28 protein-coding genes and 1 tRNA gene are annotated in these 26,021 nt (G+C 69.5%); 19 read left to right on the top strand and 10 right to left on the bottom strand.

Annotated elements, in window-relative coordinates:
- Positions 1-106: 106 nt before the first annotated feature.
- Both OHN74_RS15850 and OHN74_RS15845 read left to right on the top strand, forming a co-directional pair.
- Positions 107-385 (top strand): MoaD/ThiS family protein, encoded by a 279-nt coding sequence (locus OHN74_RS15850; RefSeq protein WP_327695209.1) that lies wholly within the window; start codon positions 107-109, stop codon positions 383-385.
- Positions 386-401: 16 nt separating this feature from the next.
- On the top strand, positions 402-1,352 hold the full coding sequence (locus tag OHN74_RS15845; protein WP_053741584.1) for a PLP-dependent cysteine synthase family protein: 951 nt from the start codon (positions 402-404) through the stop codon (positions 1,350-1,352).
- An 18-nt stretch (positions 1,353-1,370) separates the two neighbouring features.
- Here OHN74_RS15845 and OHN74_RS15840 read toward each other — a convergent pair whose 3' ends face one another.
- On the bottom strand, positions 1,371-1,838 hold the full coding sequence (locus OHN74_RS15840) for a type II toxin-antitoxin system PemK/MazF family toxin (protein WP_327695208.1): 468 nt from the start codon (positions 1,836-1,838) through the stop codon (positions 1,371-1,373).
- A 205-nt stretch (positions 1,839-2,043) separates the two neighbouring features.
- Between OHN74_RS15840 and OHN74_RS15835 the strand changes: the two genes are divergently transcribed.
- A complete protein-coding gene (locus OHN74_RS15835; RefSeq protein WP_327695207.1) occupies positions 2,044-2,796 on the top strand; it encodes an MBL fold metallo-hydrolase in 753 nt (250 codons plus the stop codon).
- 134 nt (positions 2,797-2,930) lie between these two features.
- Here OHN74_RS15835 and OHN74_RS15830 read toward each other — a convergent pair whose 3' ends face one another.
- Entirely contained in the window at positions 2,931-4,235 is a 1,305-nt protein-coding gene (locus OHN74_RS15830) for a PTS transporter subunit EIIC (protein ID WP_327695206.1), read from the bottom strand.
- 215 nt (positions 4,236-4,450) lie between these two features.
- Between OHN74_RS15830 and OHN74_RS15825 the strand changes: the two genes are divergently transcribed.
- The 4 genes from OHN74_RS15825 (at position 4,451) to rdgB (ending at position 6,835) form a co-directional block, all read left to right on the top strand.
- Positions 4,451-4,684, top strand: a complete 234-nt coding sequence (locus OHN74_RS15825; RefSeq protein WP_443060396.1) for a glucose PTS transporter subunit EIIB — start codon at positions 4,451-4,453, stop codon at positions 4,682-4,684.
- A 165-nt stretch (positions 4,685-4,849) separates the two neighbouring features.
- Positions 4,850-5,587, top strand: a complete 738-nt coding sequence (gene rph, locus OHN74_RS15820) for a ribonuclease PH (protein ID WP_327695204.1) — start codon at positions 4,850-4,852, stop codon at positions 5,585-5,587.
- 164 nt (positions 5,588-5,751) lie between these two features.
- Positions 5,752-6,180 (top strand): hypothetical protein, encoded by a 429-nt coding sequence (locus OHN74_RS15815; protein ID WP_327695203.1) that lies wholly within the window; start codon positions 5,752-5,754, stop codon positions 6,178-6,180.
- Positions 6,181-6,232: 52 nt separating this feature from the next.
- Positions 6,233-6,835 (top strand): RdgB/HAM1 family non-canonical purine NTP pyrophosphatase, encoded by a 603-nt coding sequence (rdgB, locus tag OHN74_RS15810; RefSeq protein WP_327695202.1) that lies wholly within the window; start codon positions 6,233-6,235, stop codon positions 6,833-6,835.
- Between the two features lie 56 nt (positions 6,836-6,891).
- Here rdgB and OHN74_RS15805 read toward each other — a convergent pair.
- From OHN74_RS15805 to bcp, 4 genes are all read right to left on the bottom strand, one after another.
- Positions 6,892-6,975: transfer RNA gene (locus OHN74_RS15805), tRNA-Leu, on the bottom strand.
- Positions 6,975-7,649, bottom strand: a complete 675-nt coding sequence (locus OHN74_RS15800) for an HNH endonuclease signature motif containing protein (protein WP_327695201.1) — start codon at positions 7,647-7,649, stop codon at positions 6,975-6,977. The genes OHN74_RS15805 and OHN74_RS15800 overlap by 1 nt, the downstream gene beginning before the upstream one ends.
- A complete protein-coding gene (locus tag OHN74_RS15795) occupies positions 7,646-8,296 on the bottom strand; it encodes an HNH endonuclease signature motif containing protein (protein ID WP_327695200.1) in 651 nt (216 codons plus the stop codon). Before OHN74_RS15795 ends, OHN74_RS15800 begins: the two co-directional genes overlap by 4 nt.
- Positions 8,297-8,440: 144 nt before the next feature.
- Positions 8,441-8,908 (bottom strand): thioredoxin-dependent thiol peroxidase, encoded by a 468-nt coding sequence (gene bcp / locus OHN74_RS15790; RefSeq protein ID WP_327695199.1) that lies wholly within the window; start codon positions 8,906-8,908, stop codon positions 8,441-8,443.
- A 140-nt stretch (positions 8,909-9,048) separates the two neighbouring features.
- Between bcp and OHN74_RS15785 the strand changes: the two genes are divergently transcribed.
- Entirely contained in the window at positions 9,049-9,381 is a 333-nt protein-coding gene (locus OHN74_RS15785; RefSeq protein ID WP_327695198.1) for a DUF3618 domain-containing protein, read from the top strand.
- 21 nt (positions 9,382-9,402) lie between these two features.
- Positions 9,403-9,759, top strand: a complete 357-nt coding sequence (locus OHN74_RS15780) for a GroES family chaperonin (protein WP_327695197.1) — start codon at positions 9,403-9,405, stop codon at positions 9,757-9,759.
- 114 nt (positions 9,760-9,873) lie between these two features.
- Here OHN74_RS15780 and OHN74_RS15775 read toward each other — a convergent pair whose 3' ends face one another.
- Complete coding sequence (locus OHN74_RS15775) at positions 9,874-12,552, bottom strand: transglycosylase domain-containing protein (RefSeq protein WP_443060395.1); 2,679 nt, start codon at positions 12,550-12,552, stop codon at positions 9,874-9,876.
- Positions 12,553-12,766: 214 nt separating this feature from the next.
- Between OHN74_RS15775 and OHN74_RS15770 the strand changes: the two genes are divergently transcribed.
- The 4 genes from OHN74_RS15770 (at position 12,767) to OHN74_RS15755 (ending at position 16,335) form a co-directional block, all read left to right on the top strand.
- Positions 12,767-13,567 carry an ABC transporter permease gene (locus OHN74_RS15770; protein ID WP_327695196.1) on the top strand — a complete coding sequence of 267 codons (801 nt, stop codon included), beginning with the start codon at positions 12,767-12,769 and terminating at the stop codon, positions 13,565-13,567.
- 94 nt (positions 13,568-13,661) lie between these two features.
- Positions 13,662-14,468 carry an ABC transporter permease gene (locus tag OHN74_RS15765; protein ID WP_327700146.1) on the top strand — a complete coding sequence of 269 codons (807 nt, stop codon included), beginning with the start codon at positions 13,662-13,664 and terminating at the stop codon, positions 14,466-14,468.
- A gap of 5 nt (positions 14,469-14,473) precedes the next feature.
- A complete protein-coding gene (locus OHN74_RS15760) occupies positions 14,474-15,538 on the top strand; it encodes an ABC transporter ATP-binding protein (protein ID WP_327695195.1) in 1,065 nt (354 codons plus the stop codon).
- Between the two features lie 32 nt (positions 15,539-15,570).
- Complete coding sequence (locus tag OHN74_RS15755; protein ID WP_327695194.1) at positions 15,571-16,335, top strand: DUF1707 SHOCT-like domain-containing protein; 765 nt, start codon at positions 15,571-15,573, stop codon at positions 16,333-16,335.
- Between the two features lie 28 nt (positions 16,336-16,363).
- Here OHN74_RS15755 and OHN74_RS15750 read toward each other — a convergent pair whose 3' ends face one another.
- Entirely contained in the window at positions 16,364-17,710 is a 1,347-nt protein-coding gene (locus OHN74_RS15750; RefSeq protein WP_327695193.1) for an SGNH/GDSL hydrolase family protein, read from the bottom strand.
- Between the two features lie 383 nt (positions 17,711-18,093).
- On the opposite strand from OHN74_RS15750, the gene OHN74_RS15745 reads away from it, so the two are divergent.
- From OHN74_RS15745 to OHN74_RS15735, 3 genes are all read left to right on the top strand, one after another.
- Entirely contained in the window at positions 18,094-19,356 is a 1,263-nt protein-coding gene (locus tag OHN74_RS15745; protein WP_327700145.1) for a DUF445 domain-containing protein, read from the top strand.
- A gap of 145 nt (positions 19,357-19,501) precedes the next feature.
- The gene (locus OHN74_RS15740; RefSeq protein WP_327695192.1) at positions 19,502-20,044 is read left to right on the top strand and encodes a hypothetical protein; all 543 of its coding nucleotides are present in this window, start codon (positions 19,502-19,504) and stop codon (positions 20,042-20,044) included.
- Positions 20,045-20,140: 96 nt separating this feature from the next.
- Positions 20,141-20,572 carry a spore-associated protein A gene (locus tag OHN74_RS15735; RefSeq protein WP_327695191.1) on the top strand — a complete coding sequence of 144 codons (432 nt, stop codon included), beginning with the start codon at positions 20,141-20,143 and terminating at the stop codon, positions 20,570-20,572.
- Positions 20,573-20,623: 51 nt separating this feature from the next.
- On the opposite strand, the gene OHN74_RS15730 is transcribed toward OHN74_RS15735, so the two are convergent.
- A complete protein-coding gene (locus OHN74_RS15730) occupies positions 20,624-21,082 on the bottom strand; it encodes a hypothetical protein (RefSeq protein WP_327695190.1) in 459 nt (152 codons plus the stop codon).
- A gap of 162 nt (positions 21,083-21,244) precedes the next feature.
- On the opposite strand from OHN74_RS15730, the gene OHN74_RS15725 reads away from it, so the two are divergent.
- Positions 21,245-22,201 (top strand): GlxA family transcriptional regulator, encoded by a 957-nt coding sequence (locus OHN74_RS15725; protein ID WP_327695189.1) that lies wholly within the window; start codon positions 21,245-21,247, stop codon positions 22,199-22,201.
- A 93-nt stretch (positions 22,202-22,294) separates the two neighbouring features.
- On the opposite strand, the gene OHN74_RS15720 is transcribed toward OHN74_RS15725, so the two are convergent.
- Positions 22,295-22,615 (bottom strand): hypothetical protein, encoded by a 321-nt coding sequence (locus tag OHN74_RS15720; protein WP_327695188.1) that lies wholly within the window; start codon positions 22,613-22,615, stop codon positions 22,295-22,297.
- Positions 22,616-22,877: 262 nt separating this feature from the next.
- Between OHN74_RS15720 and OHN74_RS15715 the strand changes: the two genes are divergently transcribed.
- Complete coding sequence (locus OHN74_RS15715) at positions 22,878-23,684, top strand: hypothetical protein (protein ID WP_327700144.1); 807 nt, start codon at positions 22,878-22,880, stop codon at positions 23,682-23,684.
- Positions 23,681-25,966 (top strand): bifunctional serine/threonine-protein kinase/ABC transporter substrate-binding protein, encoded by a 2,286-nt coding sequence (locus OHN74_RS15710; protein ID WP_327695187.1) that lies wholly within the window; start codon positions 23,681-23,683, stop codon positions 25,964-25,966. Before OHN74_RS15715 ends, OHN74_RS15710 begins: the two co-directional genes overlap by 4 nt.
- Positions 25,967-26,021 lie beyond the last annotated feature (55 nt).

Here is a 26,021-nt window from a genome sequence, read left to right as displayed (position 1 = left end):
CGTACGGCCGTGAGCCGCGGCGCCTCACATGCATGACCTGCTGAAACACGCTTTTCGCGCCGCCGCGCGCCCATCGACCTACCACTCCCGACAGGAGCCCCGAGCCATGGCCATCGAGGTCCGCATCCCGACCATCCTCCGCACCTACACCGACGGCGAGAAGGCCGTCCCCGGTGCCGGGGCGACCCTCGCCGAGCTCTTCGCCGACCTCGAAACCCGGCACACGGGCGTCCAGGCCCGCATCGTGGACGACGGCAAGCTGCGCCGCTTCGTCAACGTCTACCTCAACGACGAGGACGTCCGCTTCCTCGACGGCATCAACACCAAGCTCGCCGACGGCGACACCGTGACGATCCTGCCGGCCGTGGCCGGCGGCATGGCCTGATAGGCCCCTGGCACCCATGCGCTACGACTCGCCGCTGGCCGCGGTAGGCAACACCCCCCTGGTGCGCCTGCCGCGGCTGTCGCCGTCCGCCGACGTACGGATCTGGGCGAAGCTGGAGGACCGCAACCCCACCGGCTCGGTCAAGGACCGCCCCGCCCTGCACATGGTCGAGCAGGCCGAGAAGGACGGCCGGCTCACCCCCGGCTGCACGATCCTCGAACCGACCTCCGGCAACACCGGCATCTCGCTCGCCATGGCCGCCAAGCTCAAGGGCTACCGCATGGTCTGCGTGATGCCCGAGAACACCTCGCAGGAACGCCGCGAGCTGCTCGCCATGTGGGGCGCCGAGATCATCCCCAGCCCCGCGGCCGGCGGCTCCAACACCGCCGTACGCGTCGCCAAGGAACTCGCCGCCGAGCACCCGGACTGGGTGATGCTCTACCAGTACGGCAACCCCGACAACGCGGGCGCCCACTACGCCGGCACCGGCCCGGAGATCCTCACCGACCTCCCCTCCATCACCCACTTCGTGGCCGGCCTCGGCACCACGGGAACCCTGATGGGCGTCGGCCGCTACCTCCGGGAGCACAAGCCGGACGTGAAGATCGTCGCCGCCGAGCCGCGCTACGACGACCTGGTGTACGGCCTGCGCAACCTCGACGAGGGCTTCGTACCCGAGCTGTACGACGCCTCCGTCCTCACCACCCGCTTCTCCGTCGGCTCGGCGGACGCGGTCACCCGCACCCGGGAACTCCTCCAGCAGGAGGGCATCTTCGCGGGCGTCTCCACCGGCGCCGCACTGCACGCCGCGATCGGCGTCGGCAACAAGGCCGTCAAAGCGGGCGAGAGCGCGGACATCGTCTTCGTCGTCGCCGACGGTGGCTGGAAATACCTCTCGACAGGCGTCTACACGGCGGCCACCACAGAGGAAGCCATCGAGACCCTGCAGGGCCAGCTCTGGGCGTAGGCCCCGTATCCATGTGATCTACGTGGCGAGGTGTCGGACCTGGTCCCACAGGGCCGGGTCCACCACCCCCACCCGACGCCGGAACTCGCCCACGGGCAGGTCACGCAGCTCGTCCGTCTCCAGGAAGCTCGGCCGGCCCTGGGCGTCGCCCACGGCACCCGGCGGCAACGGGATCACTCCGGGCCGCTCGTCGTGGTACTTGCTGGTGATCTTCGCGACCGTCGCACGCCGCCCGCGCACCGAGAGCACCAGACACGGCCGGTCCTTGCCGCCCGGCCCGTCCTCGAAGGGCACGTTCGCCCACCAGATCTCCGCGGGCCGGGGCCGCGCAGCCCGCCCCCGCTGACCTTTCGGCCCCTCGGCCCGCCCCGGCGGCCTGCCCCCGCGCCTTGACGGCTTGTGCCCGCGTCCCCAGCCGTCCACCAGCGCCGCGACCAGCGCGAGCAGCACGACGGCCGCCAGGGCGAGCCACCATGACGTGTCCATACGGAAGACGGTACCGGCGCACCCCCCGACCCGCCCGCGCTACCGGCACTCCAGGTCCAGCCGAACCGGTGACAGCACAGGTGAGTTCGCCCACAACAGCCCTTGGCGGAGGAGCGACGGGAGGTTTTGCGCCTTACGCTCGACGCACCGCAAGAACCCCGTCACGTTCGTTTTGACGCTCCCCGCCCGCGGAGGTTTCTGCTTTATGAAGCTCACCGTCGTCGGCTGCTCGGGGTCGTTCCCGTCCGCGGAATCGGCCTGTTCGAGCTACCTCGTAGAGGCCGACGGCTTCCGGCTGCTACTCGACATGGGCAACGGTGCCCTTGGCGAGTTGCAGCGCCACTGCGGTCTGTACGACCTCGACGCGATCTTTCTCAGCCATCTGCACGCCGACCACTGCATCGACATGTGCGCGTACTTCGTCGCGCGGTACTACCGCCACGACGGCGGGCGCTGCGACCCGATCCCGGTCTACGGCCCCGAGGGCACCGAACACCGCCTCACCACCGCCTACGCCGACACCCCCACCGCCTCCTCCATGAGCGAGGTCTTCGACTTCCACACGGTCAAGCCGAGCACCTTCGACATCGGCCCGTTCACCGTCCACACCGAGCGGGTGCGTCACCCGGTGGAGGCGTACGGCATCCGCATCGAGCACGCCGGGAAGTCACTGACGTACTCGGGGGACACCGGCGTCAGCGAGACGCTGGAGCAACTCGCCCGGAACACCGACCTGTTCCTGTGCGAGGCCGCGTTCACGCACGGCAAGGAGAACATCCCCGACCTGCACCTCAACGGCCGCGAGGCAGGCCAGACGGCGAAACGCGCGGGGGCGCGCAAGCTCGTCCTGACCCACATCCCCCCGTGGACCGACCCGCAGGTGAACCTGCTCGACGCCCGCGCGGAGTTCAGCGGGCCGGTGGAACTGGCGGCGCCGAGGGCGTCGTACGAGATCTGACGCTTCGTGGGCGTTCATAGACGTTCGTAGGCATTCCTGGCGTTCATAGGCATCCGTAGGCGTACGAGGGCCCCGGAACCGACTCCTTCTCGGGTTCCGGGGCCCTCGTCATGCTGTGCGGTACGGCCGGACTCTCACGCCTTGGTGAGATCCTCGACCTCCTCGTCGGGCTCGCGGCCGGGGGTGGGGAGGTTGAACTTGGTGATGGCGAAGCGGAAGACGACGTAGTAGATCGCGCCGAAGACCAGGCCGACGGGGATCAGCAGCCAGGGCTTGGTGGAGATGCCCCAGTTGATGAAGACGTCGATGAAGCCGGCCGAGAAGCTGAAGCCCATGTGCATGCCCAGGGCCCAGGTCACAGCCATCGAGATCGCGGTGAGGACCGCGTGGATGGCGTACAGCACCGGGGCGATGAACATGAAGGTGAACTCGATCGGCTCGGTGACACCCGTGACGAACGAGGTCAGCGCCATCGACATCATCATGCCCAGGACGGCCTTGCGACGCTCGGGCCGGGCGGAGTGCGCGATCGCGAGGGCGGCGGCCGGCAGACCGAACATCATGATCGGGAAGAAGCCGGTCATGAACATTCCGGCGGACGGGTCACCGCCGAAGAAGCGCGGCAGGTCGCCGTGGAAGACGGTGCCGGCGGAGTTGGTGAAGTCGCCGATCTGGAACCAGGCCACCGAGTTCACGAACTGGTGCATGCCGATCGGGATCAGCGCGCGGTTGATGAGACCGAAGAGAGCGGCGCCGAAGGAACCCAGACCCGTCATCCACTCGCCGAAGTTGGTGATCACGTCACCGATGGGCTGCCAGCCCAGGACAACCAGGACGCCGAGGGTGGTGCCGAGGGCGGCCGTGATGATCGGCACAAGTCGCCGGCCGTTGAAGAAGCCGAGCCAGTCGACGAGCTGCTTGCGGTGGTAGCGCTGCCAGAGCACCGCCGTCAGAAGGCCGAGGATGATGCCGCCGAGCACGCCCGGGTTCTGGAAGGTCGCGGTCTGGGCGGCCTCGTTGCCCTTCTGCCAGAAACCGCCGCCGAGTCCGGTCCCCGTGTAGGTGGCGCCCTCGTGGCCGTCCTTGATCGGGTACTGGTGGATCACCGCGTAGTAGGTGAGGAACCCGACCACTGCGGCCAGCGCCGTCGAGCCGTCGGCCTTCTTGGCGAAGCCGATGGCCACGCCTATGCAGAACAGCAGGGGCAGACCGAAGGAGCTGTCCAGCAGGGCGCCGCCGGCTCCGGCGAACACCTTCGCCACATCGGCGGGGATGTGGAACCTCTCCTGGGAGTCGGCTTGGCCGAGCCGGAGCAGAAGGCCCGCCGCCGGAAGTACGGCGATCGGGAGCTGCAGGCTGCGGCCGACCTTCTGCAGGCCCTGGATCAGGCCGGATCCCCTCTTCTTCGCGGGGACCGCCGCGGTGGTGGCGGTGCTCATACTTCCTCCAACGGGTGGTACATGGTCTACACCAGTCAGTGGTGTAGACCATGTTGTAGCACGGTGAAGGGCGCATAAGGAACCCACGATTTCACAACGGATGCAGACTGGTGTAGACCAGTCGCGAACAGTGCGCGGACGGTGCGCAGACCGCTCGCGAAGATCGGTCAACTGTGGGTTACTGCGACAAAGCGGCTCGGACCAGGGAGTACGACATGTCCACCAAGGCAGAGAAGATCGTCGCCGGCCTCGGCGGCCTCGACAACATCGAAGAGGTCGAGGGCTGCATCACGCGGCTGCGCTGCGAGGTCATCGACGCCTCGCTGGTCGACGACGCCGCCCTGAAGGCCGCCGGCGCCCACGGCGTCGTCAAGATGGGCACCGCCATCCAGGTCGTCATCGGCACGGACGCCGACCCGATCGCGGCGGACATCGAAGACATGATGTAGATCCCGGATCTGGCCACGGCTCTGAACCGCGGATCCGCGTTCAGATCTGAATACCGATCCGAACGCGGATCCGAACCCCCGTACCCAGCACGGGCGTTCACCCCTGAAGGGCCCTCTCCTAGTACGGGAAGGGCCCCTTCCGCCGTTACGGCTAGGCTCGTCGCCATGTCACGTATCGACGGCCGCACCCCCGAACAACTCCGCCCCGTCACCATCGAACGCGGTTGGAGCAAGCACGCCGAGGGCTCCGTCCTCGTCTCCTTCGGCGACACCAAGGTCTTCTGCACAGCCTCCGTCACCGAGGGCGTCCCGCGCTGGCGCAAGGGCAGCGGCGAGGGCTGGGTCACCGCCGAATACTCGATGCTCCCGCGCGCCACCAACACCCGCGGCGACCGCGAATCCGTGCGCGGCAAGATCGGCGGCCGCACGCACGAGATCAGCCGCCTCATCGGCCGCTCCCTGCGCGCGGTCATCGACTACAAGGCGCTCGGCGAGAACACGATCGTCCTCGACTGCGACGTCCTCCAGGCCGACGGCGGCACCCGCACGGCCGCCATCACCGGCGCGTACGTCGCCCTCGCCGACGCCATCACCTGGGCCCAGGGCAAGAAGCTGATCCGCGCCAACCGCCAGCCCCTCACAGGCACGGTGAGCGCGGTGTCGGTAGGCATCGTGGGCGGAGTGCCGTTGCTGGACCTCTGCTACGAGGAGGACGTACGCGCCGAGACCGACATGAACGTCGTCTGCACCGGCGACGGCCGCTTCGTCGAGGTCCAGGGCACCGCCGAAGCCGAACCGTTCGCCCGCGAGGAGCTCAACGCACTCCTCGACCTCGCGGTCGCCGGCTGCACGGACCTGACGGCCCTCCAGCGCAAGGCGCTGGACGCCACCCTGGAAAGGTAAAGGGAACACCAAATAGAGTGGCGGTCGCGGGCAACCGCACCGCCACTCCACAGCGTCTCCAGGGATGCAGGGACACGCAGAACACGCAGGAAGACGGGTGTACGGCGACGAGTGCTGCCGCGCGCCCGACCAGTAGTCAACAGTCAACGGAGGGAACCCGAACCATGCCCGTCAGCCGCCGAATCCGCACCGCACGAGGACTCGGAAAGGGGCGCCGCGCCACCGCCATCGCCGCCACCGTGGCGGCCGTCGCGCTGACCGCCGGGCTCACCACCGGATGCGACGCCGTCAACAAGGCCCTGGACTGCGTCCAGACCGCCGACGCCATCGCCACCAGCGTCTCCGACCTCCAGCAGGCCGTCGAGAACGCGGCGAACGACCCGACCCAGGCGAGCGAAGCCCTGGAGTCGATCGACAAGAACCTCACCGACATCGGCGACAAGACGGACAACGCCGACGTCAACAAGGCGGTCGACAACCTCAACACGGCCGTGGACAACGTCCGTACGGCCATCGACAAGGGCGACGCGACCCCGGACATCAGCGGAGTCACCGACGCGGCGGGCGAACTGACGAAGGTCTGCACGTCGTAGCTGTCGTAAAACGGAGTGAGCGGCCGCGGGTGAGCCCGGGATACTGGACGCCATGACACGCCTGATCCTCGCCACCCGCAACGCCGGAAAGATCACCGAGCTGAGGCAGATCCTCGCCGACGCGGCCCTCCCCATGGACCTGGTCGGCGCGGAGGCCTACCCCGACATCCCCGACGTCAAGGAAACAGGCGTCACCTTCGCGGAGAACGCCCTCCTCAAGGCCCACGCCCTGGCCCAGGCAACGGGCCTCCCTGCGGTGGCCGACGACTCGGGCCTCTGCGTCGACGTCCTCAACGGCGCCCCGGGAATCTTCTCGGCCCGCTGGGCAGGGAAGCACGGCGACGACAGGGCCAACCTGGAGCTGCTCCTGGCCCAGCTGTCGGACATCGCGGACGAACACCGGGGCGCCCACTTCGCCTGCGCGGCGGCCCTGGCGCTTCCGGATGGCACGGAACGGGTGGTCGAGGGCCGGATGCGGGGCGTACTGCGACACGCCCCGGAGGGCTCGGGCGGCTTCGGCTATGACCCGATTCTCCAGCCGGAGGGCGACACGAGGACGTGCGCACAGCTGACGGCGGCCGAGAAGAACGCGATCAGTCATCGGGGGCAGGCGTTCCGGGGGTTGGTGCCGGTGGTTCGGGAGTTGTTGGGCTGAGATGTGAGAACAGGAACGGCCTGTGAATCAATCCTTCGATTCACAGGCCGCTTGTGTGCGGCGGAAGGGATTCGAACCCTCAAGCCCGATCAAGGGCCACAGATCCTAAGTCTGCTGTGTCGCCATTGCACCACCGCCGCTAGCCGCCTGCCATCGTACCGGGAGTTGCTTGCCGCCCTCTGCCTCCCCTGCACCAGGTGCTGGTGATCGCGTGACAGTTGGGGCAGAGCAACCGCAGGTTCTCCCGCCGGTCGTCGCTCCAGTCCCCGTTGATGTGATCGATCTCCAGGGTCATGGGTTTGCCGCGCCACTCCGGGCCGGTGCCGCACCCGGCGCATTCCTCGGCTACGCCGACCTCGTTGAGCGCTCGACGCAGACGCGTTGTCGTCGTCCGTTGCTTGCCCTCGTGCTTCACCAGGACATCCTCAGGCCGTTTGGAGTTCGGGGCCGGCCTTCCCCGCTGGTGTGCCTGCCCCAGGAAATGTGCCGTCACCAACTGATCGTCGGCAATCCACTTGTGCAGCTTCGTCCGCTGGGTGCCGTTGTCCGTGCGCCCGAGGTGGCGTAGCACCTCCGCCAAGGAGGTGGATTCGGCGACGGCCGTCCGTAATTCGTCGGTGGTGGGCCGGGCGGACCTGCCGCATGGGGCGAAGTGCGAGATGTCGATGGCGAAGTGGGCGAATCGCTTGGTGAGGTACTTGCGGAGGTAGCCGTATGGCGAGGTGCCGAAGAAGGCAATGACCTCGTCGAGGTCGGAACACCGAGCCGCTGCCTCGGCCAAGCGCTCGCGGGTGTACTGCACTCCGCTGGTCATGAGGCACGCCCCTTGCCGCGTCCGCGGTAACTGTCCGTTGTCGAGTGACAGTTGGGGCAAAGGAGCCTCAGGTTCTCAACGCGGTTGTTCCGCCAGTTGCCGTCGATGTGGTCGACTTCGAGGGGGAGCTGCTCCCCGAGCCAAACCCCTTCGATCCCGCACAGGGCGCAGTGCTCCTCCATGCCCAGCTCGCCCATCGCCCGCTTCAGGCGACTGCTCGGGACCCGTTTGGGATGTGCCGAGGTGTCCTCGGCCAGGATCTCCTCGGCAGCCCGCCGACGCTGGTTGTAACGCTGCCGCTCCGTTCGGACCACTGGCGTGAAGTGCGAGGTGTCGATGCCGTAAGCCTTGATGCGACGGGAGATGTTCGTGTGATGCCCGCCGACCACCTCGAGCCCGAGTCGCCGTAGAACCTCGTTGACGCTCGATGACGCCGAAACCACCGGCTCAAGGATCTCCCTCGTCCACTTGGCCCCTTCGCGCTCGAAGTGAACGACATCCACCCCTAGTTTCTTCATCCGCTGGGAGATGTACCGCCGCTTCTGACTCGTCGGATCCACCCCCAATCTCCCGCATGCCTCCGACAGCGTCCGCGCCCCCCGAGCCGCCTCCTCCAGCCGCTCTTTGCTGTACGCACTTGCCCCCATCGAGTCCCCTCCGTCTCCCGACCACCAGTTCGCGGTCTCGTACGGAGTAACGAACCGCTTATCGGACAGTCACGCCCAAAACGCAAAGCGGCCCGCACCGGAATTGCTTCGGTACGGGCCGCGCGAGCAGCGGGGAAGGGGGTGTCAGACGCCCAGGTCCTTGATGATCTTCGCTACGTGGCCCGTCGCCCGGACGTTGTACAGCGCCCGTTCGACCTTGCCCTCCTCGTCCACGATGACCGTGGAGCGGATGACGCCGACGTACGTCTTGCCGTAGTTCATCTTTTCGCCGAAGGCGCCGTACGCCTGAAGGACCGTCTTGTCCGTGTCGCCGAGCAGGGTGACCTTCAGGTTCTCCTTCTCGCGGAACTTCGCGAGCTTCTCCGGCTTGTCGGGGGAGATGCCGATCACGTCGTAGCCCGCGCCGGCGAGGACGTCGAGGTTGTCCGTGAAGTCGCAGGCCTGCTTGGTGCAGCCGGGGGTCAGGGCTGCCGGGTAGAAGTAGACGATGACCTTGCGGCCCTTGTGGTCGGCCAGCGACACCTCGTTGCCGTCGGCGTCGGGCAGGGTGAAGGCCGGGGCCACGTCACCGGGCTGGAGTCGCTCGCTCATCCGTCTGGTCTCCTCGTACGTCCTCGTGCGGCCTGGAAAGGTGCCGGTCCGAGCCTAACCGGGGGTGCTGACAGTGCGGGCCCGAGTGGAACTGACAGACTGTCCGGAGCAATGCATCAGCGGACTTCGGAGGGCGTACGGTGGCGGACACCTCGGACAGCAGCAGAACCCCGGCGCAGATCGAGGCGGACATCAGGCGTCGTCGCGAGACGCTGGCCGAGACGCTCGACGAGATCGGGGTGCGGGTGCACCCGAAGACGATCGTCGGCGATGCCAAGGCCAAGGTCGTTTCGAACATCGATCACACCCTTGGGCGCGCCTACGTCGGCGTCAACCGGGTCGTCGGTGACGTCAAGGGACAGTTCGTCGATGAGGACGGGGCGCCCCGGATCGAGCGGATCGTGCCTGTTGCCCTGGTGGTCGTGGGGCTGGTCGGGCTGCTCGCTCTCGGCACCCGGCGGCGCAAGGGCTGAAGAGGCAGGTAGGTTCGGAGTGTGAGCGCCAAAAGCAATGAGCAGAGCACCCATCACGACAAGCTGCCGATCCGGATGCTGCACGACCGTGTGCTCGTGCGGCAGGACGCCAGCGAGGGCGAGCGGCGTTCCGGCGGCGGCATCCTGATTCCCGCCACGGCGGCCGTCGGGCGTCGGCTGGCCTGGGCTGAGGTCGTCGCGGTCGGGCAGAACGTACGGACGGTGGAGCCGGGCGACCGTGTTCTGTACGACCCGGAGGATCTTGCCGAGGTCGAGGTGCGCGGGGTCGCCTATGTGCTGATGCGTGAGCGCGATCTGCATGCCGTCGCGGCCGACCGGTTCGAGGGCTCCGAGGACTCGACCGGCCTGTATCTGTAGGCCTGTGGGGCGGCGGCGCCCAAAGGGGCTGGTGACGATGGTCACCAGCCCCTTTGTCGTCTGCCGTCGGTGTCGGTGTCGGTGTCGGTGCCGGTCTCGGTGTCGGTGGTGGCGTCAGTCCCGTCTCAACGCGCTGAGTCCGCCGCCTGTCGTCCCCGGTGTCGTTCCTCCCGTGGTGCCGCCCGAGTCCGTCGTGCCGCCGGTGTCGGCGGTGGTGCCGCCCGAGTCCGTTGTGCCGCCGGTGTCGGTGGTGCCGCCCGTGTCCGTCGTGCCGCCGGTGTCCGTCGTGCCGCCTGTGGTGGTGGTCCCGCCGGTGTCCGTCGTGCCGCCGGTCGTGGTCGTGCCGCCTGTGGTGGTGCCGCCGTCCGTGGTCGTGCCGCCGGTCGTCGGGGTGGCCCCGGTCGTGGCGCCGTTCGTCGCGCCCGGGGTTTCCTGGCCGCCGTCCGTGGTGCCGCCGTTGTCCTGGCCGGCGTCCGTGCCGGGGTCGGGCTGCGTGTCGGCGGGCGGGAGTTGCACCTCGTCGGCGCCTGGCTGGAGCTGGAGGTCGAAGTCCTTCGCCTTCTTGCCCTTCAGGGCGTCCTTGGTGAACTGTGCCCAGATCTCGGCGGGGGCGCCGCCGCCGTTGATCCGGTCGAGGCCCATCGCGCCGTACAGCGACTTGTGCTTGCCGGTGACCGGGTCCTGGCCCATGACCGAGACGACGGTCGCGAGGTCGGGGGTGTAGCCCGCGAACCAGGCCGCGGTGTCCTCCTCGGCCGTGCCGGTCTTGCCGGCGACCGGGCGGTCGGCCTCCTGGGCCGCCGTCGCCGTGCCGTCCTCGACCACGCTCTGCAGGACCGCCGTGGTCGTGTCGGCGGCCTCGCGCGTCACGACCTGCTTCGTCTCCTGCTTCCGGAGGGTCACGGCGCCCTCCTCGCCGTCCTTCGTGATCTTGTCGATGATCGTGTACGTGCCGTGCTTGCCGTGGTTGGCGAGCGTGGCGTACGCCTCCGCCATGTCGAGGACGCTGGCCGTCGACGTGCCGAGCGCGATGGACGGGTACGGGTTGAGGTCGGGGGTGTCGGAGGGCAGGCCGAGGTCGATCGCCGTCTGCTTGACCTTTGCGGGGCCGACGTCCACGGCCATCTGCGCGTACACGGAGTTGACGGACTTGTTCGTCGCCGTGCGGACGGTGATGTTGCCGTACGAGTACTGGTCCTCGTTCTCGGGGGCGTACTCGCCGCCGTTCCAGCCCTCGACCGGGCGCTTGTTGGTGCCGTCGTAGTAGGTGTTCGGGGTGATCGTCCGGCCGTCCTGGGTCTGCGAGCCGTTCTGGACGGCCGAGGTGAACACGAACGGCTTGAAGGTCGATCCGTCCTGGTAGTCGCGGCGGGTGGCGTTGTTGACGTACTGCTTGGTGTAGTCGATGCCGCCGTACATCGCGAGGACCTTGCCGGTGGCCGGGTCGATGGCGACGCCGCCCGCGCGGACGTAGTTGTCGACCTTGTTGTTCTTCTTGTCGAGCTTCTTCATCACCTTGTCGTTGACCGCCTTGACGAAGGCGTCCTGCTTGGACTTCTGCAGGGTGGTGGTGATGCGGTAGCCGCCGAGCTGGAGTTGGTCTTCGGTGAGGATCTTGTTCTCGAAGAGGTAGTCGTTGACCGCCTTGACCAGGTAGCCGCGCTGGCCGGACATGCCCGTCGAGACGATCGACTGCTTCGGCTCGGGGAAGGTGATGGCCTTGCGCGCGGACTCGGTCAGCCAGCCCTTCGTGACCATGCCGTCGAGGACGTAGTTCCAGCGGGCGAGTGCGGCCGGCCTGTTCTCGGGGTGGGCGATCACGTCGTACTCGCTCGGCGCGTTCAGCAGCGCGGCGAGGTAGGCGCCCTGGCCGGCGGTCAGGTCGACGGCGTCGACGCCGTAGTAGGCCTGGGCGGCTGCCTGGAGGCCGTACGAGTTGCGGCCGGCGTAGCTGGTGTTGAGGTAGCCCTCGAGGATCTCGTCCTTCGTCTTCACCCGGTCCAGCTTGATCGAGATGAAGAACTCCTTCACCTTTCGGGTGACGGTCTGCTCCTGCGCGAGGTAGTAGTTCTTCACGTACTGCTGGGTGATCGTCGAGCCGGACTGTTTGCCCTTGCCGGTCACCGTGTTCCAGGCGGCGCGGATCATCGCCTTGGGATCGATGGCGGACTCGGTGTAGAAGTCGCGGTCCTCGGCGGCCAGTACGGCGTGCTGGGCGTCCTTGGAGATCTGCGACAGCGTCACGTTCTCCCGGTTGACCTCGCCGTCGCGGGCGAGTTGGCTGCCGTCGGCGTAGAGGTAGACGTTGCTCTGCTTGGTGGCCGCCGCGTTCGCCGCCGGGATGTTCACCATGTAGTAGCCGAGCGCGAACAGGGCGATGAGCATCATGGTTCCGAGCACGAACGCGCTGAGCAGGAACCGCCAGGTCGGGACCAGCCGCCGCCATCCGGTCCGCCGGGGACGCTTGCCCTTCTTGGCCTTCTTGGCGGTCTCGGGCTTCCCGCCGGCCATCACCTCGGGCTGCGCGTCTGTTCGTACGTCGGTCCGTACGTCGGCCTGGACGACCGGTTGCACGACGGTTCGCTCGGCTTGTGCCTCTGGCTCCGCGGCGGCTTGCGCGAGGGTCTGCTCGGGTCGCGCGACGGGTTCGACGTCGGGCTCCGCAACGGGTTCCATGTCGGGTTCCGCGTCGGCTCGCACGGCGGGCTGCTCGACGGTTCGCTCGGGCTGCGCGTCGGGTTCTTTGGGTGCCGAGCCCTGCGTCGGCTGCTGCGGCTCTGGCTGGTCGCTCATGTCGTGCACGGACTCCTGTTTCGCGTCGTACGTTCCCGTACGACCTCATTCACCACTTCAAACGTTTTCTGCGCCCCCTCTTGAAGACTGTCGCACCAGGCGATCAGTTCCCTGACCTCGGCACGCTTCCTGCCGGAAAACGCGTGGCGGGCGGACAGGAGTGAGGACTAGGCTCCTGCGCTTCGGTCCGGACGCGTTGGGAAAGGCTGGTCTCGTGGGTTCTGGGCGGTTGTACGCGGCCGTCGCTGCGGGGGGTTTCCGACGGTATGCCACCTATCGGGCGGCCACGCTGGCGGGGGTGTTCACCAACACGGTCTTCGGGATCATCCTGGCCTACACCTACATCGCCCTGTGGGACGAGAGACCCCACCTCGGCGGGTACGACCAGTCCGACGCCCTCACCTACGTGTGGCTCGGCCAGGCACTGCTGACGACCATGTGCGTGATGGGCACGGGCTTCGAGGAAGAGCTGATCGAGCGTATCCGTACGGGTGACATCGCGATCGACCTGTACCGGCCGGCCGACCTCCAGCTGTGGTGGCTGGCCCAGGACCTGGGCCGGGCCCTGTTCCAGCTGCTGGGCCGCGGGCTGATCCCGTTCGTGATCGGCGCCTGGCTCTTCGACCTGTCGCTCCCGGCCTCACCGCTGACCTGGCTGACGTTCCTGGTCGCGGTCGTGCTGGGGGTACTGGTCAGCTACTCCTTCCGGTTCCTGGTGGCGCTGGCCGCGTTCTGGCTGATGGACGGCGCGGGCATCACCCAGATGGCGTGGCTCGCGGGTGTCTTCTGCTCGGGCATGGTGCTGCCGCTGAACGTCTTCCCGGGGGTGCTTGGCGAGGTCGTAAGGGCCCTGCCGTGGGCGGCGCTGATCCAGGCGCCGGCGGACATGCTGCTGGGGGCGGCGGATCCGCTGGGCACGTTCGCCTTCCAGGCCGGGTGGGCGGTGGCGCTGCTGGGGGCGGGGCGTTTGTTGCAGGCGGTCGCTACTCGGCGGGTGGTGGTTCAGGGTGGGTGACGTGGGTGTCGCCGGTGCGGTGAAGACCGGTGTCCGGGGCGAGCGGTGGACTCGCGACGACTGGGACGACGGGCCGCTCAGCCGCCGGGAGCGTGTGGTCGACGGCGTACGGACCTATCGGATGATCGCCGCGATGTGGATCCGGTCGACGATGGCCTACCGGGCCTCCTTCGTGATGACCACGATCGGGAACTTCGCGGCGACCGGGCTCGACTTCCTGGCGATCGTGCTGATGTTCTCCCAGATCGACCGGCTCGGCGGCTACTCGCTGCCCGAGATCGCGTTCCTGTACGGGCTGTCGGCGATCGCGTTCGGGACCGCGGATCTCGTCGTGGGGTCGATGGACCGGCTCGGGCGCCGGGTCCGCGACGGCACCCTGGACACGCTGCTGGTCCGGCCGGCGCCGGTGCTCGCGCAGGTCGCCGCGGACCGGTTCGCGTTGCGCCGCCTCGGCCGGATCACCCAGGGTCTGTTGGTGCTCGGCTACGCCCTGCTCGCGCTCGACGACGTCCACTGGACGGTGCTCAAGGTGCTGCTGGTGCCGGTGATGGTGATCAGTGGTGGGGCGATCTTCTGCGCGGTGTTCGTCGGGGGCGCGGCCTTCCAGTTCGTGGCGCGGGACGCCTCCGAGGTGCAGAACGCGTTCACGTACGGCGGCGCCACGCTGTTGCAGTATCCGCCGGGTCTCTTCGCGCAGGACCTGGTGCGCGGGGTGACGTTCGTCTTCCCGCTGGCCTTCGTCAACTGGCTGCCCGCGCTGTATGTGCTGGGCCGCCCCTACCCGCTCGACCTGCCGGAGTGGGTGGCGTTCCTGCCGCCGCTGGTGGCGGCGGGCTGTTGTGCGCTGGCCGGGCTGGCCTGGCGGGCGGGACTTCGTTCGTACCGGAGCACGGGGAGTTAGGGCGCATGGACAGTCGCGGTCACAGTCGAGTGGACGGTTCCTTCGACGAGTCGAACGACTCGTCCAACGAGTCCTTCAACGAGTCCTTCAACGAGTCCTTCATCGAGCTGGACGGTGTCGAGAAGGTCTTCGACGTGCGCAAGAAGACCGGGTTCATGCGCAGTGAGCGGCGTGAGGTGCGGGCGGTCGACTCGATCTCCTTCCGGGTGGCGCGCGGCGAGATGGTCGGCTACATCGGTCCGAACGGTGCCGGGAAGTCCACGACCATCAAGATGCTGACGGGCATCCTCACCCCCAGCGGCGGTCGGCTGCGCGTCGCCGGCATCGACCCGTCCCGTGAGCGTACGCGTCTCGCGCGGCGCATCGGGGTGGTGTTCGGGCAGCGTACGACGTTGTGGTGGGATCTCCCGTTGATCGACTCGTACAGGCTGATGCACCGCATGTACCGCATCCCCGACGCCCGTTACCGTGAGAATCTCGACCGCTGTGTCGAACTCCTCGAACTGGCCGATCTGTTGGACGTGCCGGTCCGTCAACTGTCCCTCGGCCAGAGGATGCGGGGCGACATCGCGGCGGCGCTGCTGCACGACCCCGAGGTGCTGTACCTCGATGAGCCGACGATCGGCCTGGACGTCATCTCCAAGGCCCGGGTGCGTGAGTTCCTGCGCGACCTGAACGCCGAGCGCGGTACGACGGTCCTGCTCACCACGCACGATCTCCAGGACATCGAGCAGCTGTGCTCGCGGGTCATGGTCATCGACCACGGCAGGCTCATGTACGACGGCCCGCTGACCGGCCTGCACGAGGTGGGCGACAGCGAGCGGACCCTCGTCGTGGACCTGGAGCGCGAACTGCCCCCGATCGACGTGCCGTCGGCGCGGGTCGTACGGGTGGAGGGCCCGCGTCAGTGGCTGGCGTTCCCGGCGTCGGAGTCGGCGGCTCCGCTGGTCGCGCGGATCGCGGCGGAGTATCCGCTGGTGGATCTGTCGGTGCGGGAGCCGGACATCGAGGCCGTGATCGCGAAAATGTACGCCGAGCAGGCCGAGAAGTCGGGGCGCGCGGCCTCGTAGCCTCCCTCGCGGGGACCTCGTAGGCTGCGTGCATGACGGACGACCTTCCGGAGCTGCGCGCCTCCGACGCCGATCGTGAACGAGTCGCCGAGGTACTGCGGGACGCCCTCGCGGAGGGCCGGCTCGACATGGCCGAGTTCGAGGAGCGGCTGGACGCGACCTACCAGGCGCGTACGTACGGCGAGTTGGCGCCGATCACCCGTGACCTGCCTGGGGCCGGGGTGAGTGTGCCCGCCGTGAACATGGTCAAGCAGCCTGCGGGGAGCGGGAGTTGGCCGGACCGGATCGTCGGGGGTGAGGGGTCCTCGCGGTGGGGTGTCGCCATCATGGGCGGGTTCCAGCGCAGGGGGCGCTGGACGGTGCCGAGGCAGTTCAACTCGTTCGCGTTCTGGGGTGGCGGTGAACTCGACCTGCGCGAGGCGAACTTCGCCGACCGTGAGGTGGTCATCAACTGTGTCGCGATCATGGGTGGTGTGAACATCGTCGTACCGCCCGGTGTCGAGGTCGTCGTGCGAGGCATCGGCATCATGGGCGGGTTCGACCACAGCCAGGAGGGTGTGGTGGGCGATCCCGGCGCGCCCCGCGTGATCATCCAGGGGTTCGCCTTCTGGGGCGGTGTCGGAGTGACCCGCAAACTTCCGAAGGCGGAGCGTCAGCGCCTGAAGGAGGAACGCCGTCAGGAGAAGCTGGAGCGGCGGGAGGGCCGGGGAGAGCTTGGTGGCTCCGCCTCCGGTTTCGGCCCGGGTTCCGGGTTCCGGCACGGCGTGCACGACCTGCACAAGCGGGACGAGGACTGAGCCGGGGCTGTCGCTGGGCCGGGCCGGCTCACAGCTGGGCCGGTGCCGCCCCCTTCAGATTCTCCAGGTCGAACACCTCACCCATCCGCGCGTACCCCTTGTCGCTCGGATGCAGGTGATCCCCCGAGTCGTAGTCCGCCCGGAACCGCCGAGGGTCGTACGGATCGCGCAGCGCCTTGTCGAAGTCCGTGTACGCGTCGAACACCCGCCCACTCCGAATCTCCGCGTTCACGGCCTGCCGCAGCGCCTCCGTGGTCGCCGAGTAGCCGTGGAAGCCCCCGAACGGCATCAGCGTCGCGCCCACCACCCGCAGCCCCCGTCGGTGCGCGTCGTCGACCAGCTCACGCAGCCCGGAGACGATCGAGGACGCCCTGAGGGTCTTGGGGTCGTGGGCGCGCAGGATGTCGTTGACGCCCAGGTCGATGACGACGACCTTGACGTTCGTACGGCCCAGGACGTCCCGTCCGAACCGCGACAGTCCGCTCGCGTTGGGCGCCGGCACGCCGACGCCGCCGTGCCGCAGGACGCGGTTGCCGCCTATGCCCTGGTTGACGACGCTGTAGCGGGGCACGTCGGCGCCGGACTCCGCCGCCGCGTGCAGCCGGTCGGCGAGGACGTCGGGCCAGCGACTGTTGGCGCCCACGCTGGACGTGCTGCCCGCGGTGAGCGAGTCGCCGAGGACGACGACCGTGCCGTTGGCCTGGTCGCTGAGGACGTCCAGGGCGGTGACGTAACGCCAGGCCTCGGTCCGCTCGGTGTATGCCGTGGCGTGCGGGTCCTCGGTGCGGTCGCCGAGGGCGGCGTACGAGATCTGCCGGGCGCGGGGATGGTAGGTGACCGGGCCGGAGGGGACCGCCGAGTACGTCGTCACCAGGACGTCGCTGTCGCGGGGGACGGTGATCCGGACCGCGTCGCTGACGATCTGCCGCCCGGCCGGGACGGTCACCGAGGGGCTGCCGCCGAAGGTGAGCCGGCGCATGGTCGCGGCGTCGGCGGCGGCGCTGTTCTCGGCGGCGGCGACGGCGACCGACGCGTGGGCGATGGTCAGCGGCTGCTTGCCGTAGAGGTTGGAGAGCGTGACACGGGCACCCGTACCGCCGGCCGCAGTGTGCACGACGTTGCGCAGGGAGCGGCCTGCCAGGCCCTTTGCCTCGGTGCCGGGCTCGCCCTCGACCGGGGAGGCGGCCCAGGTGGCGACCCAGGCGCCGGTGGAGGCGGGGGCGACATCGTTGCCCGTGTCGCCGCGACCCTGGCTGCCGGCTCTGGTGTGCCGGCTGCCGTCGTCGAGGGTCGCCCCGACGTATATCGCGGCCGACATGGCCACGACGAGGGTGACCATCGCGGCGAGCAGGCCATAACCGTGGCGCCTGGTCATGGGATGCGTAACTCCTCGTACGGCGGGGAGCGTGGGGCTCCGGTGGGCTGAGCCCATGATGCGGGATGGGCCTGTGCGAGCCGGCCGAATCCTTCGGATCGGCTCCCTCCGGGTATACGCAGGGAACTCTTGTTCCGTTCCGGGAGTCGGTCAGGAAGGGACAATGTGTGAGGGATCACTGAATGGTGGAGCGAATGGAACGGACCAAAACGGGATCAGAAGGCGGTACCGAAGGGGTCGAAGGGGCCACAGGGACCACAGGGACCGGGGAGGCCGACAGGACCGGCGGGACTCACGGGACTGATGGGACTGATGGGACTGATGGGCAGCGGCGGACCCGTGCCGTGCCCGTCGCCCGCGCCGGAGCTGTCCCGGGCCGCGCGATGACCTCCTTCAGCCCCGCCGACGAGGAGCGCCAACGCGGGGTGCGCCGTATGAAGCTCACGGCGACCGGGCTGCTGCTCTTCGTCGCCGTCGTGTACGTCCTCGCCAAGTGGGCCGGTGAGCAGGGCGCCGGTGCCTGGACGGGGTATGTCGCCGCGGCGGCCGAGGCGGGCATGGTCGGTGCGCTGGCCGACTGGTTCGCGGTCACCGCCCTCTTCCGTCATCCTCTCGGCCTGCCCATCCCGCACACCGCGATCATCCCCACCAAGAAGGACCAACTCGGCGTTTCCCTCGGCGAGTTCGTCGGCGAGAACTTCCTCTCCCAGGACGTCGTACGGCAGCGTCTGCGGGCCGTGGGCATCGGCAGCCGCCTCGGTACGTGGCTCGCCGAGCCGGAGCACGCGGACCGGGTCACGGCGGAGCTGTCGGCCGCCCTGCGCGGAGCCCTCACCGTCCTGCGCGACTCCGACGTCCAGGCGGTCGTCGGCGAGGCCATCACCCGGCGGGCCGACGCCCAGGAGATCGCGCCCGGGATAGGGAAGATGCTGGAGAAGGTCGTCGTGGACGGCGGCCACAAACGCGTCGTCGACCTGATCTGCGTACGCGCCCACGACTGGCTCGTCCTGCACGAGGAGGAGGTCATGGGCGCGGTGCAGGGCGGCGCGCCCGGCTGGACGCCCAAGTTCGTCGACAAGAAGGTCGGCGAGCGCGTCTACAAGGAACTGCTGCGGTTCGTCACCGAGATGCGCGACGCCCCCTCCCACCCGGCGCGCGGCGCCCTGGACCGTTTCCTCACCGACTTCGCCTCCGACCTCCAGTCCGACACGGACACGCGCGCGCGTGTCGAGCGGCTGAAGACCGAGGTCCTGGGGCGCGGCGAGGTCCAGGACCTGATCGCGTCCGCCTGGACGGCCGTACGCTCGATGATCGTCTCGGCGGCCGAGGACGAGCGCAGTGAACTGCGGCTGCGCGTACGGGCGTCGCTGCTGTCGCTGGGGTCCCGGATGTCGGTCGACGCCGGACTGCAGAACAAGGTGGACGGCTGGGTGGAGGGCGCGGCGGTGTATGTCGTGACGACCTACCAGGGCGAGATCACCTCCCTGATCACGGACACGGTCGCGGGCTGGGACGCCGAGCACACGACGAAGAAGATCGAGGCGCACATCGGCCGCGACCTCCAGTTCATCCGCATCAACGGCACGGTGGTCGGTTCACTGGCGGGGCTGCTGATCTACGTGGTGTCGCGGGCGGTGGGGGTGTAGCCCACGCCCACGGTCGGGTACGCGGTCGAGAACGCGGCGGAGCACTCGCACTTGATCACTCGCACTTGATCACTCGCGCTTGAGTACCGGCACCTGAGTACGCGTACTCTGTCGGACCGCCTCCGGACAGGTGACCCTCGTACGTATGACCGAGACAACGGGGAACGGCACCACCGGGAAACTGCTCGGGCCGCTGGGGACACGTCCCTGGGCCGAGCGTTGGCTGACGCGCGCACTCGGCGCCGCGGTCGCTTCGGCGTCGTACGTCGTCTGCGTCCCCTGGGATCTGCGCAACCGCGTCGAGAGCGCGGGTTCGATCGACGAGACGACCCCGGTGACGGGCGTCGGGGTCGTCGCCCTGGGCGTCCTGCTGCTGCTTCTGGCCGCCTACTTCGGGCACCGCGACAGCCGGGGCTGGCCGCTGCTCCTGATCGCGGTCCCACCGGCCACGCTCATGTACGTCTCCCTGCGAACCCATCCGGGCCCGCCCGACGGCTTCGCCAACGCCTGGCCGCTGACCTGGGCCTTCTTCACGCTGGTGATCGCGGCGGGGGTGCTGGTAGCGGCTGGGGTCGGACGGGCGTTCCGGGGCGAGGAGGAGGAGTCGACGGAGGGGCTGGTGTCGGCGTGCCGGTCCGTCGGCGGTGAGGCCGGAGGAGGCCGGGGGGTGCGCCGGGAACAGTGGTGACAAGACGGTGACACTGCGTACCGCAACCGATGGCCCGCATCGCCGGTCTCATTAGCCGGGCGCGGAAAGCGCCTATCGGCATAAACCGGGGGAATCATGATGAAGCGCACTGTTCGGGCCGTCGTCGTCACCGCACTGGCCGCCGCCGGCGTGTTCGGTACGACCGCGCTCGCCGGGCCGGCGTCCGCGGCGACACGGGGAGTCGTCGAGGCCCAGTACAACGGGGTCTGCGGAAAGGGGTTCGAGGTCGTGGACTTCTATGACCTCGACAAGCTGGGCACGATGTACCTGACGTGGAACGAGAAGACGGGCGAGGCGTGCGCGGTGACCGTCCGCAGCAAGCCGGGCGCCCGGCTCTACATGCACGCGAAGCTGTACCAGATGGACCACAACGAGATCAGCGACGGCGACTCGGGCGCCTTCACGACCTACGCCGGTCCCGTGACCATCCCGGCACGCGGTGAGTGCATCGCCTGGCGCGGCCAGATCGCCGACCAGTACCTGGTGCAGAACTACAACTGCGACTGACCGGGGCGGCGTTGCGACGCGGCGGGGCGGGGCGGAGCGGGGCGGGGCGGGTCAGGCTCCTGTGGTGGAGCCGGGACGGACGATCATCAGGACCGTCACGGTGACCCACAGGAGGTTGAAGACGCCGGTGAACATGGCGAGTTGAACGGTCGTCGCCCGGTCGGCGCCTCCCGCGGCACCTTCGACGACCGCTTCCTGCCGTGGCAGCACCAGCACCACCAGGACGATCGCCGCCGCCACGGTCAGCGCCATGGAGGCGATCAGCCAGGCGTCGCCCATCACCCCCATGCCGGCCGCCGTGGCGATCCCGAGGGCGGGTACGGCGATGCCGACCCCGGCGTACACCCGGCAGATCCGGTGCAGGAGCCGTACGGTCTCCAGCGCCCGGGGATCGTCGGGCGCCGCGAGTGCCCTGCGGGCGCCGGGCGGGAACATGCTGGCCGCGACGGTGACGGGACCGACGGCGACGATCGCGGCGAGGACGTGGACGGCGAGGAGGAACTTGGTCACGGGGTGACGGTAGGGGCGGGGGAGCGGCGCGCAGAAGTGGCGGTTTTGCCAGGGGGCAACGGATTCTCGCCAAGGCGCCAGGGCGTATCCAGCAGGGGATCCTGCCATCGGTCCCTCCCTGCAGCCCCTGGCTGTAATCGGTCGTATGCCTAGGATCTCGCCATGCACACTGTGGCCGTACTGGCTCTTGAGGGAGTCATCCCGTTCGATCTCTCCGCGCCGATCGACGCCTTCGGATGGGCGCGGCTACCGGACGGACGGGAGGCGTACCGCGTTCGGGTCTGTTCGGTGACCGCGGGCGACGAGGTGAGCGCCGGGCCGTTCGGTGTGCGGGCGCCGTACGGGCTCGACGCGCTGGCGGACGCCGACACGATCGTCCTGCCGGGCACCGCCGACCCGACCCGGCCGTTGCCGCCGGGCGTCGCGGAGGCGCTGTGCGCGGCGGCGGCGAACGGGACGCGGATCGCCTCGATCTGCGTCGGAGCGTTCCTCTTCGCGGCGACGGGCCTACTGGACGGCCTGCGCGCGACCACGCACTGGATCGCCGCCCAGGACCTCGCGGCCAGGTACCCGAAGGTGACCGTCGACCCGAACGTCCTGTACGTCGACAACGGCCGGTTCCTCACCTCGGCGGGCGCGGCGGCGGCCCTGGACATGTGCCTGCACATGATCCGCAACGACCACGGCTCGGCGGTCGCCGCGCACGCGGCCCGGATGTGCGTCATGCCCCTCGAACGGGAGGGCGGGCAGGCCCAGTTCATCGTCCAGGCCCAGCCGCCGGCCCCGGCGGGCGCGACGATGGAACCGGTACTGCGCTGGCTGGAGGAGCACGCGGACCAGGGCGACCTGACGCTGGCCGACATCGCGACGCAGGCCGGCATGAGCGCCCGTACCCTGAACCGCCGTTTCCGCGAACAGACGGGCACAACACCCCTGCAGTGGCTGCACCGGGCGCGGGTGCGGCGGGCGCAGTACCTGCTGGAGACGACGACGTACCCGGTCGAACGGATCGCCGCCCAGACGGGGTTCGGGTCGCCGACGGCCTTCCGGGACCGTTTCAGAAGGGTCGTCGGGACGAGCCCGTACGCGTATCGGAGGGCGTTCCAGACCACCGGATGAGCGCCCCTTGGAGGCGGGCCGCAGGCCCCTCCTCCAAGGGGCGCGGGGAACTGCGCGACCAGCCCCGACGGCGCCGCAGCAATTCACGGCACCTCAGCGGAGCGTCTCGTGCCGGTCGGCGACGGCCCAGGAGGCGAGAGCGACGGCTCCGGCGACCCCGAACACGGCAGGCCAGGCGCCCACCTTCTTGGCCAGCGGGTGCGATCCGGCGAAGGCGGCGACGTACGCGACGGTCAGCGCCCCGGCGGCCGTCACACCCGCCTGCTCCTGCCAGCGCTGCGCGGCGACGGTACCCGCGACGGCCAGCACGGTCCCGCCGAGCTGCCGGTTCCTGCTCCAGCGGGCGACGGCGTACCCACCGACGAGGCCGGTGGCGGCCACGAGCGCCGTAGGAACCTTGGTCGTCTTCGCCATGGTGGCCTGCCTCCGCTGGATCGGGTCGTACAGCAGTCGTGTACGGGTGCGTGTACGTGCGCTACGGGCGAGGCTAACCCGTGATCCTGGGTAACCGGCCGGGCGGGGTGACCGGTCCCGTCCGGGACGGAGCGACGGACTCCGACATGTTCGTAGTGTCCCGCCGGCATAGTCGCTACGCTCCCAGCGGGGGGAACGCGGGGGCGGGTGGGGGGAGTTGAGGGTGTTTCGGAGACCGCTGGGGCGGTGTTGCGGCGTCTTGGTGGGCGTCGGGCTGTTACTGACCGGCTGTTCCGGTTCGGGAGGGGACAGCACCGCCGGGTCCAAGGGCCCGACAACGAGTGGTGGCACACGCTCCAGCCCGGCTTCGAGCCCCGACCCGGATGCGGACTCAAGCGCGACCCCGGCCCCCAGCCCCACAGCTCTGGCCTTCGACCCCGACCCCGCCCGCCTGCCGAAGACCCGCGCACAGGCCGTACGCCTGGCCCGCGCCGTCGCGGCGGAGCCCGTGAGCTGGGGGCCCGGCTTCGTCAGGCGCGACCCGTACGAGAGTGACCCCGGCTACTGGCCCGTGCTCGACGCGAACTGTGTCTGGCGGCGCGAGTCACTGCCCGCGACGGTGCTCGCCTCACTCACCCGCTACAGCGAACTGCCCGCGGAGGACGGCAAGGGCCCGATCCGCATCACTTCCGTCGTCACCGTGCACCGAACCGTGACGGACGCCGCCTGGGAGATGGCCGAGACCCTCGAAGAGGGACTGCGCTGCCCCGACCAGCAGCTCCGCGAGGGCGAGCGGATCACCGGACTGATCTCCCAGGGCTCGGCGTTCGGGCTGGGGGGCAACTTCACCTCCGAGGACGCGCTCGCGGAAGCCGGCGAATACCACAGCGACGAACTCGGCGGCCCTCACTACTACTACTGGTCTCAGAGCCGACTGGGCCAGGTCACCGTGGCTGCCGTCGGCAGGGGCGCCACAGGCCGGACCGATGCAGAGGTCACCGCCGCACTGCTGCCGGGACTGTCCCAGATGCTGAGCGACGTCGAGACCGAACTGGAGGCGGCGGAATGAGCGAGCGTCTGCTCCCCACCGACCCCTCCTCCGTCGGCGGACACCGACTGCTGGCCCGCCTCGGCGCCGGTGGCATGGGTGTGGTCTACCTCGGCCGTACCGAGGCCGGGACGTTGACCGCAGTCAAGGTCATCCAGGCCGAGTACGCGGACGAGCCGGACTTCCGTGCCCGGTTCCGCCGCGAGGTCGAGGCGGCCCGCCGGGTGACGAGCCCCTGGGCGGTGCCCGTCACCGGCGCAGACCCGGACGCGGCGGAACCCTGGCTGGCTACCGCCTTCGTGCCCGGCCCCTCGCTCGGCGAGGCCGTCGCCCGCCACGGTCCGCTGCCCGCCCGGAGCGTGCGACTCCTGGGCAGGATGCTCGCCGCCGCGCTGAGCGAGGTGCACGCCGCCGGGCTGGTCCACCGCGACGTCAAGCCCGCCAACGTCCTGCTCGCCGTGGACGGTCCGCGCCTCATCGACTTCGGGATCGCCCGCGTGGTCGACGAGACCGCGATCACCTCCGCCGACCTGGTCGTCGGCACACCAGGCTTCCTCTCTCCGGAACAGGCCGAGGCACGCGGCGCCCAGGTGGGCCCGGCGAGCGACATCTTCTCGCTGGGCTGTCTGCTGGCGTACGCGGTGACCGGCCATCCGCCGTTCGGCACCGGCGCGGTGGACGCCCTCCTCTACCGCACGGTCCACGACGAGCCCGACCTGGCAGGCATCGAGTCGGGCGACGAGCCCGGCACCGGTTCCGGCGACGACGCGGCGAGCGGCGAACTGCTGACGCTGCTGCACATGTGCCTGGCGAAGGACCCCGCGGACCGTCCGACGGCCGAGCAGATCTGCACGGTGCTGCTGGTCGAGGACGCCGTCCCCGACAGCGGCCAGACCGACTGGCTGCCCGACGACGTCGTACGGGGAATCGCGGACCGCTCGTCCGAGATGCTGGCGCTTCCCGACATCGAGCCGACCGTGCTGGCCGCCGGCGCGGCAGCCGAAGCAGGACAGGACGCGGAGCCGCCGTCGCCGGGCCGGCGCCGACTGCTCCTGGCCTCGGGTGCGGCGGTGCTCATGGCGGCGGGCGGGGCCGCGGCCTGGGCCGCACTGCGCGACGAGGACACCCCGGGCACACCGGCGGCCCGGCGCTGGGCCATCGGGGTCCAGGCGGATCTCAGCGGCGCGCAGCGGACGGCGGGCCGGGCGCAGGAGCGGGGCGCGCGACTGGCGGTCGAGCAGTTCAACTCCCGTAAGGACAAGCCGTTCGAGCTCACTCTGAAGACGGTCGACGACGGCGGCAGCGCGGCGCGGGCACCCGCCGCGGCCAAGACGCTGATCCAGGACACCGACGTACTCGCCGTGCTCGGCCCGACCAACGACGAGACCGCCCACGCGGTCCTCGCCGCCTACGACGAGGCCCTGCTGCCGCTGCTGTGCGTCTCGGCCGGAGGGCTGATCCTGACGACGGCTCAGTACCGGTCCTTCGTGCACTGCCGCCCCAGTGACGCGGCGGTCGCTCTCCCGATCAGCGTCTACCTCATGGGGCAGAAGGAGACAGCGCGGCCCGGCGTCCTCCAGGACCGGACCGGGCAGACGTACGCCCAGGAAACCGCCTCGATCAGCGTTCTCATGCTGCGTCACCTGGGCAGGCCGGCCTACCCCCGGGTGGTTCCGGCGGGCACCGACGACCTGGCACCCGTGGTCGCCGACATGCTGCGGGCCGGGATCGGCTCCTTCATCTACGCCGGGTACGCGCAGGGCGCGGCCCAGGCGGCCCGGGAACTTGCGGGCGTCGGCTTCGACAGGCCGAGGCTGAGCTCGCAGGCAGTGATCGACCCGGCGTTCCTCGATCTGGCCGGGGACGCGGCCGAGGGATGGCTGATGACCTCCTCCTTCGTCGACCCCACCGCCGTGCCGGCCGCGGCGGCCTTCACCACCGCCTTCCGCAAGCGCTACGGTGCCGCGCCCGGCTACTACGCCGCCGAGGCGTACGACACCGTCAACCTCGTCCTCCAGGAGTTGGTGAAGGCAACAAAGACCACGACGGCAACGAAGAACACGACGGCAACGAAGAACACGACGGGTACGAAGAACACGACGGGTACGAAGGCTGCGAAGACCGGACAGCCGCCGAGCCGCCAGGAGTTGGTGGGTCTGCTGCGCAAGAGCCGCTACAAGGGCATCACCAAGGAGTTCTCCTTCAAGCCGGAGGACGGCACGTTCGCCGGGTGGGGCGTCTTCCTGCACCAGGTAGAGGGCGGCCGGTTCCGCTTCCTCGGCGAAGCCCCCTCCGAGGCGTAGCGGTGGGCGGGGCGGTTGGCGGGGCGCACCCGGACGGCCACGCGGGCGACCCGCG

It is taken from the genome of Streptomyces sp. NBC_00459 (assembly GCF_036013955.1).
Classification (GTDB): domain Bacteria; phylum Actinomycetota; class Actinomycetes; order Streptomycetales; family Streptomycetaceae; genus Streptomyces.
The sequence above is the reverse complement of the archived record's forward strand: the minus strand, read 5'-3'. Positions and strand labels throughout refer to the sequence as shown.

What these genes read in the sequence shown, in the direction of transcription:
- OHN74_RS15740 (WP_327695192.1), top strand. Translation starts at nt 19,502, where the DNA reads ATGACCGAGACAACGGGGAACGGCACCACCGGGAAACTGCTCGGGCCG.
- OHN74_RS15755 (WP_327695194.1), top strand. Translation starts at nt 15,571, where the DNA reads ATGACGGACGACCTTCCGGAGCTGCGCGCCTCCGACGCCGATCGTGAA.
- OHN74_RS15775 (WP_443060395.1), bottom strand. Translation starts at nt 12,552, where the DNA reads ATGAGCGACCAGCCAGAGCCGCAGCAGCCGACGCAGGGCTCGGCACCC.
- OHN74_RS15830 (WP_327695206.1), bottom strand. Translation starts at nt 4,235, where the DNA reads ATGAGCACCGCCACCACCGCGGCGGTCCCCGCGAAGAAGAGGGGATCC.
- OHN74_RS15725 (WP_327695189.1), top strand. Translation starts at nt 21,245, where the DNA reads ATGCACACTGTGGCCGTACTGGCTCTTGAGGGAGTCATCCCGTTCGAT.
- OHN74_RS15800 (WP_327695201.1), bottom strand. Translation starts at nt 7,649, where the DNA reads ATGACCAGCGGAGTGCAGTACACCCGCGAGCGCTTGGCCGAGGCAGCG.
- OHN74_RS15845 (WP_053741584.1), top strand. Translation starts at nt 402, where the DNA reads ATGCGCTACGACTCGCCGCTGGCCGCGGTAGGCAACACCCCCCTGGTG.
- OHN74_RS15745 (WP_327700145.1), top strand. Translation starts at nt 18,094, where the DNA reads ATGACCTCCTTCAGCCCCGCCGACGAGGAGCGCCAACGCGGGGTGCGC.
- OHN74_RS15835 (WP_327695207.1), top strand. Translation starts at nt 2,044, where the DNA reads ATGAAGCTCACCGTCGTCGGCTGCTCGGGGTCGTTCCCGTCCGCGGAA.
- OHN74_RS15815 (WP_327695203.1), top strand. Translation starts at nt 5,752, where the DNA reads ATGCCCGTCAGCCGCCGAATCCGCACCGCACGAGGACTCGGAAAGGGG.
- OHN74_RS15735 (WP_327695191.1), top strand. Translation starts at nt 20,141, where the DNA reads ATGATGAAGCGCACTGTTCGGGCCGTCGTCGTCACCGCACTGGCCGCC.
- OHN74_RS15720 (WP_327695188.1), bottom strand. Translation starts at nt 22,615, where the DNA reads ATGGCGAAGACGACCAAGGTTCCTACGGCGCTCGTGGCCGCCACCGGC.
- OHN74_RS15795 (WP_327695200.1), bottom strand. Translation starts at nt 8,296, where the DNA reads ATGGGGGCAAGTGCGTACAGCAAAGAGCGGCTGGAGGAGGCGGCTCGG.
- OHN74_RS15825 (WP_443060396.1), top strand. Translation starts at nt 4,451, where the DNA reads ATGTCCACCAAGGCAGAGAAGATCGTCGCCGGCCTCGGCGGCCTCGAC.
- OHN74_RS15850 (WP_327695209.1), top strand. Translation starts at nt 107, where the DNA reads ATGGCCATCGAGGTCCGCATCCCGACCATCCTCCGCACCTACACCGAC.
- OHN74_RS15710 (WP_327695187.1), top strand. Translation starts at nt 23,681, where the DNA reads ATGAGCGAGCGTCTGCTCCCCACCGACCCCTCCTCCGTCGGCGGACAC.
- OHN74_RS15750 (WP_327695193.1), bottom strand. Translation starts at nt 17,710, where the DNA reads ATGACCAGGCGCCACGGTTATGGCCTGCTCGCCGCGATGGTCACCCTC.
- rdgB (WP_327695202.1), top strand. Translation starts at nt 6,233, where the DNA reads ATGACACGCCTGATCCTCGCCACCCGCAACGCCGGAAAGATCACCGAG.
- OHN74_RS15840 (WP_327695208.1), bottom strand. Translation starts at nt 1,838, where the DNA reads ATGGACACGTCATGGTGGCTCGCCCTGGCGGCCGTCGTGCTGCTCGCG.
- OHN74_RS15760 (WP_327695195.1), top strand. Translation starts at nt 14,474, where the DNA reads ATGGACAGTCGCGGTCACAGTCGAGTGGACGGTTCCTTCGACGAGTCG.
- bcp (WP_327695199.1), bottom strand. Translation starts at nt 8,908, where the DNA reads ATGAGCGAGCGACTCCAGCCCGGTGACGTGGCCCCGGCCTTCACCCTG.
- rph (WP_327695204.1), top strand. Translation starts at nt 4,850, where the DNA reads ATGTCACGTATCGACGGCCGCACCCCCGAACAACTCCGCCCCGTCACC.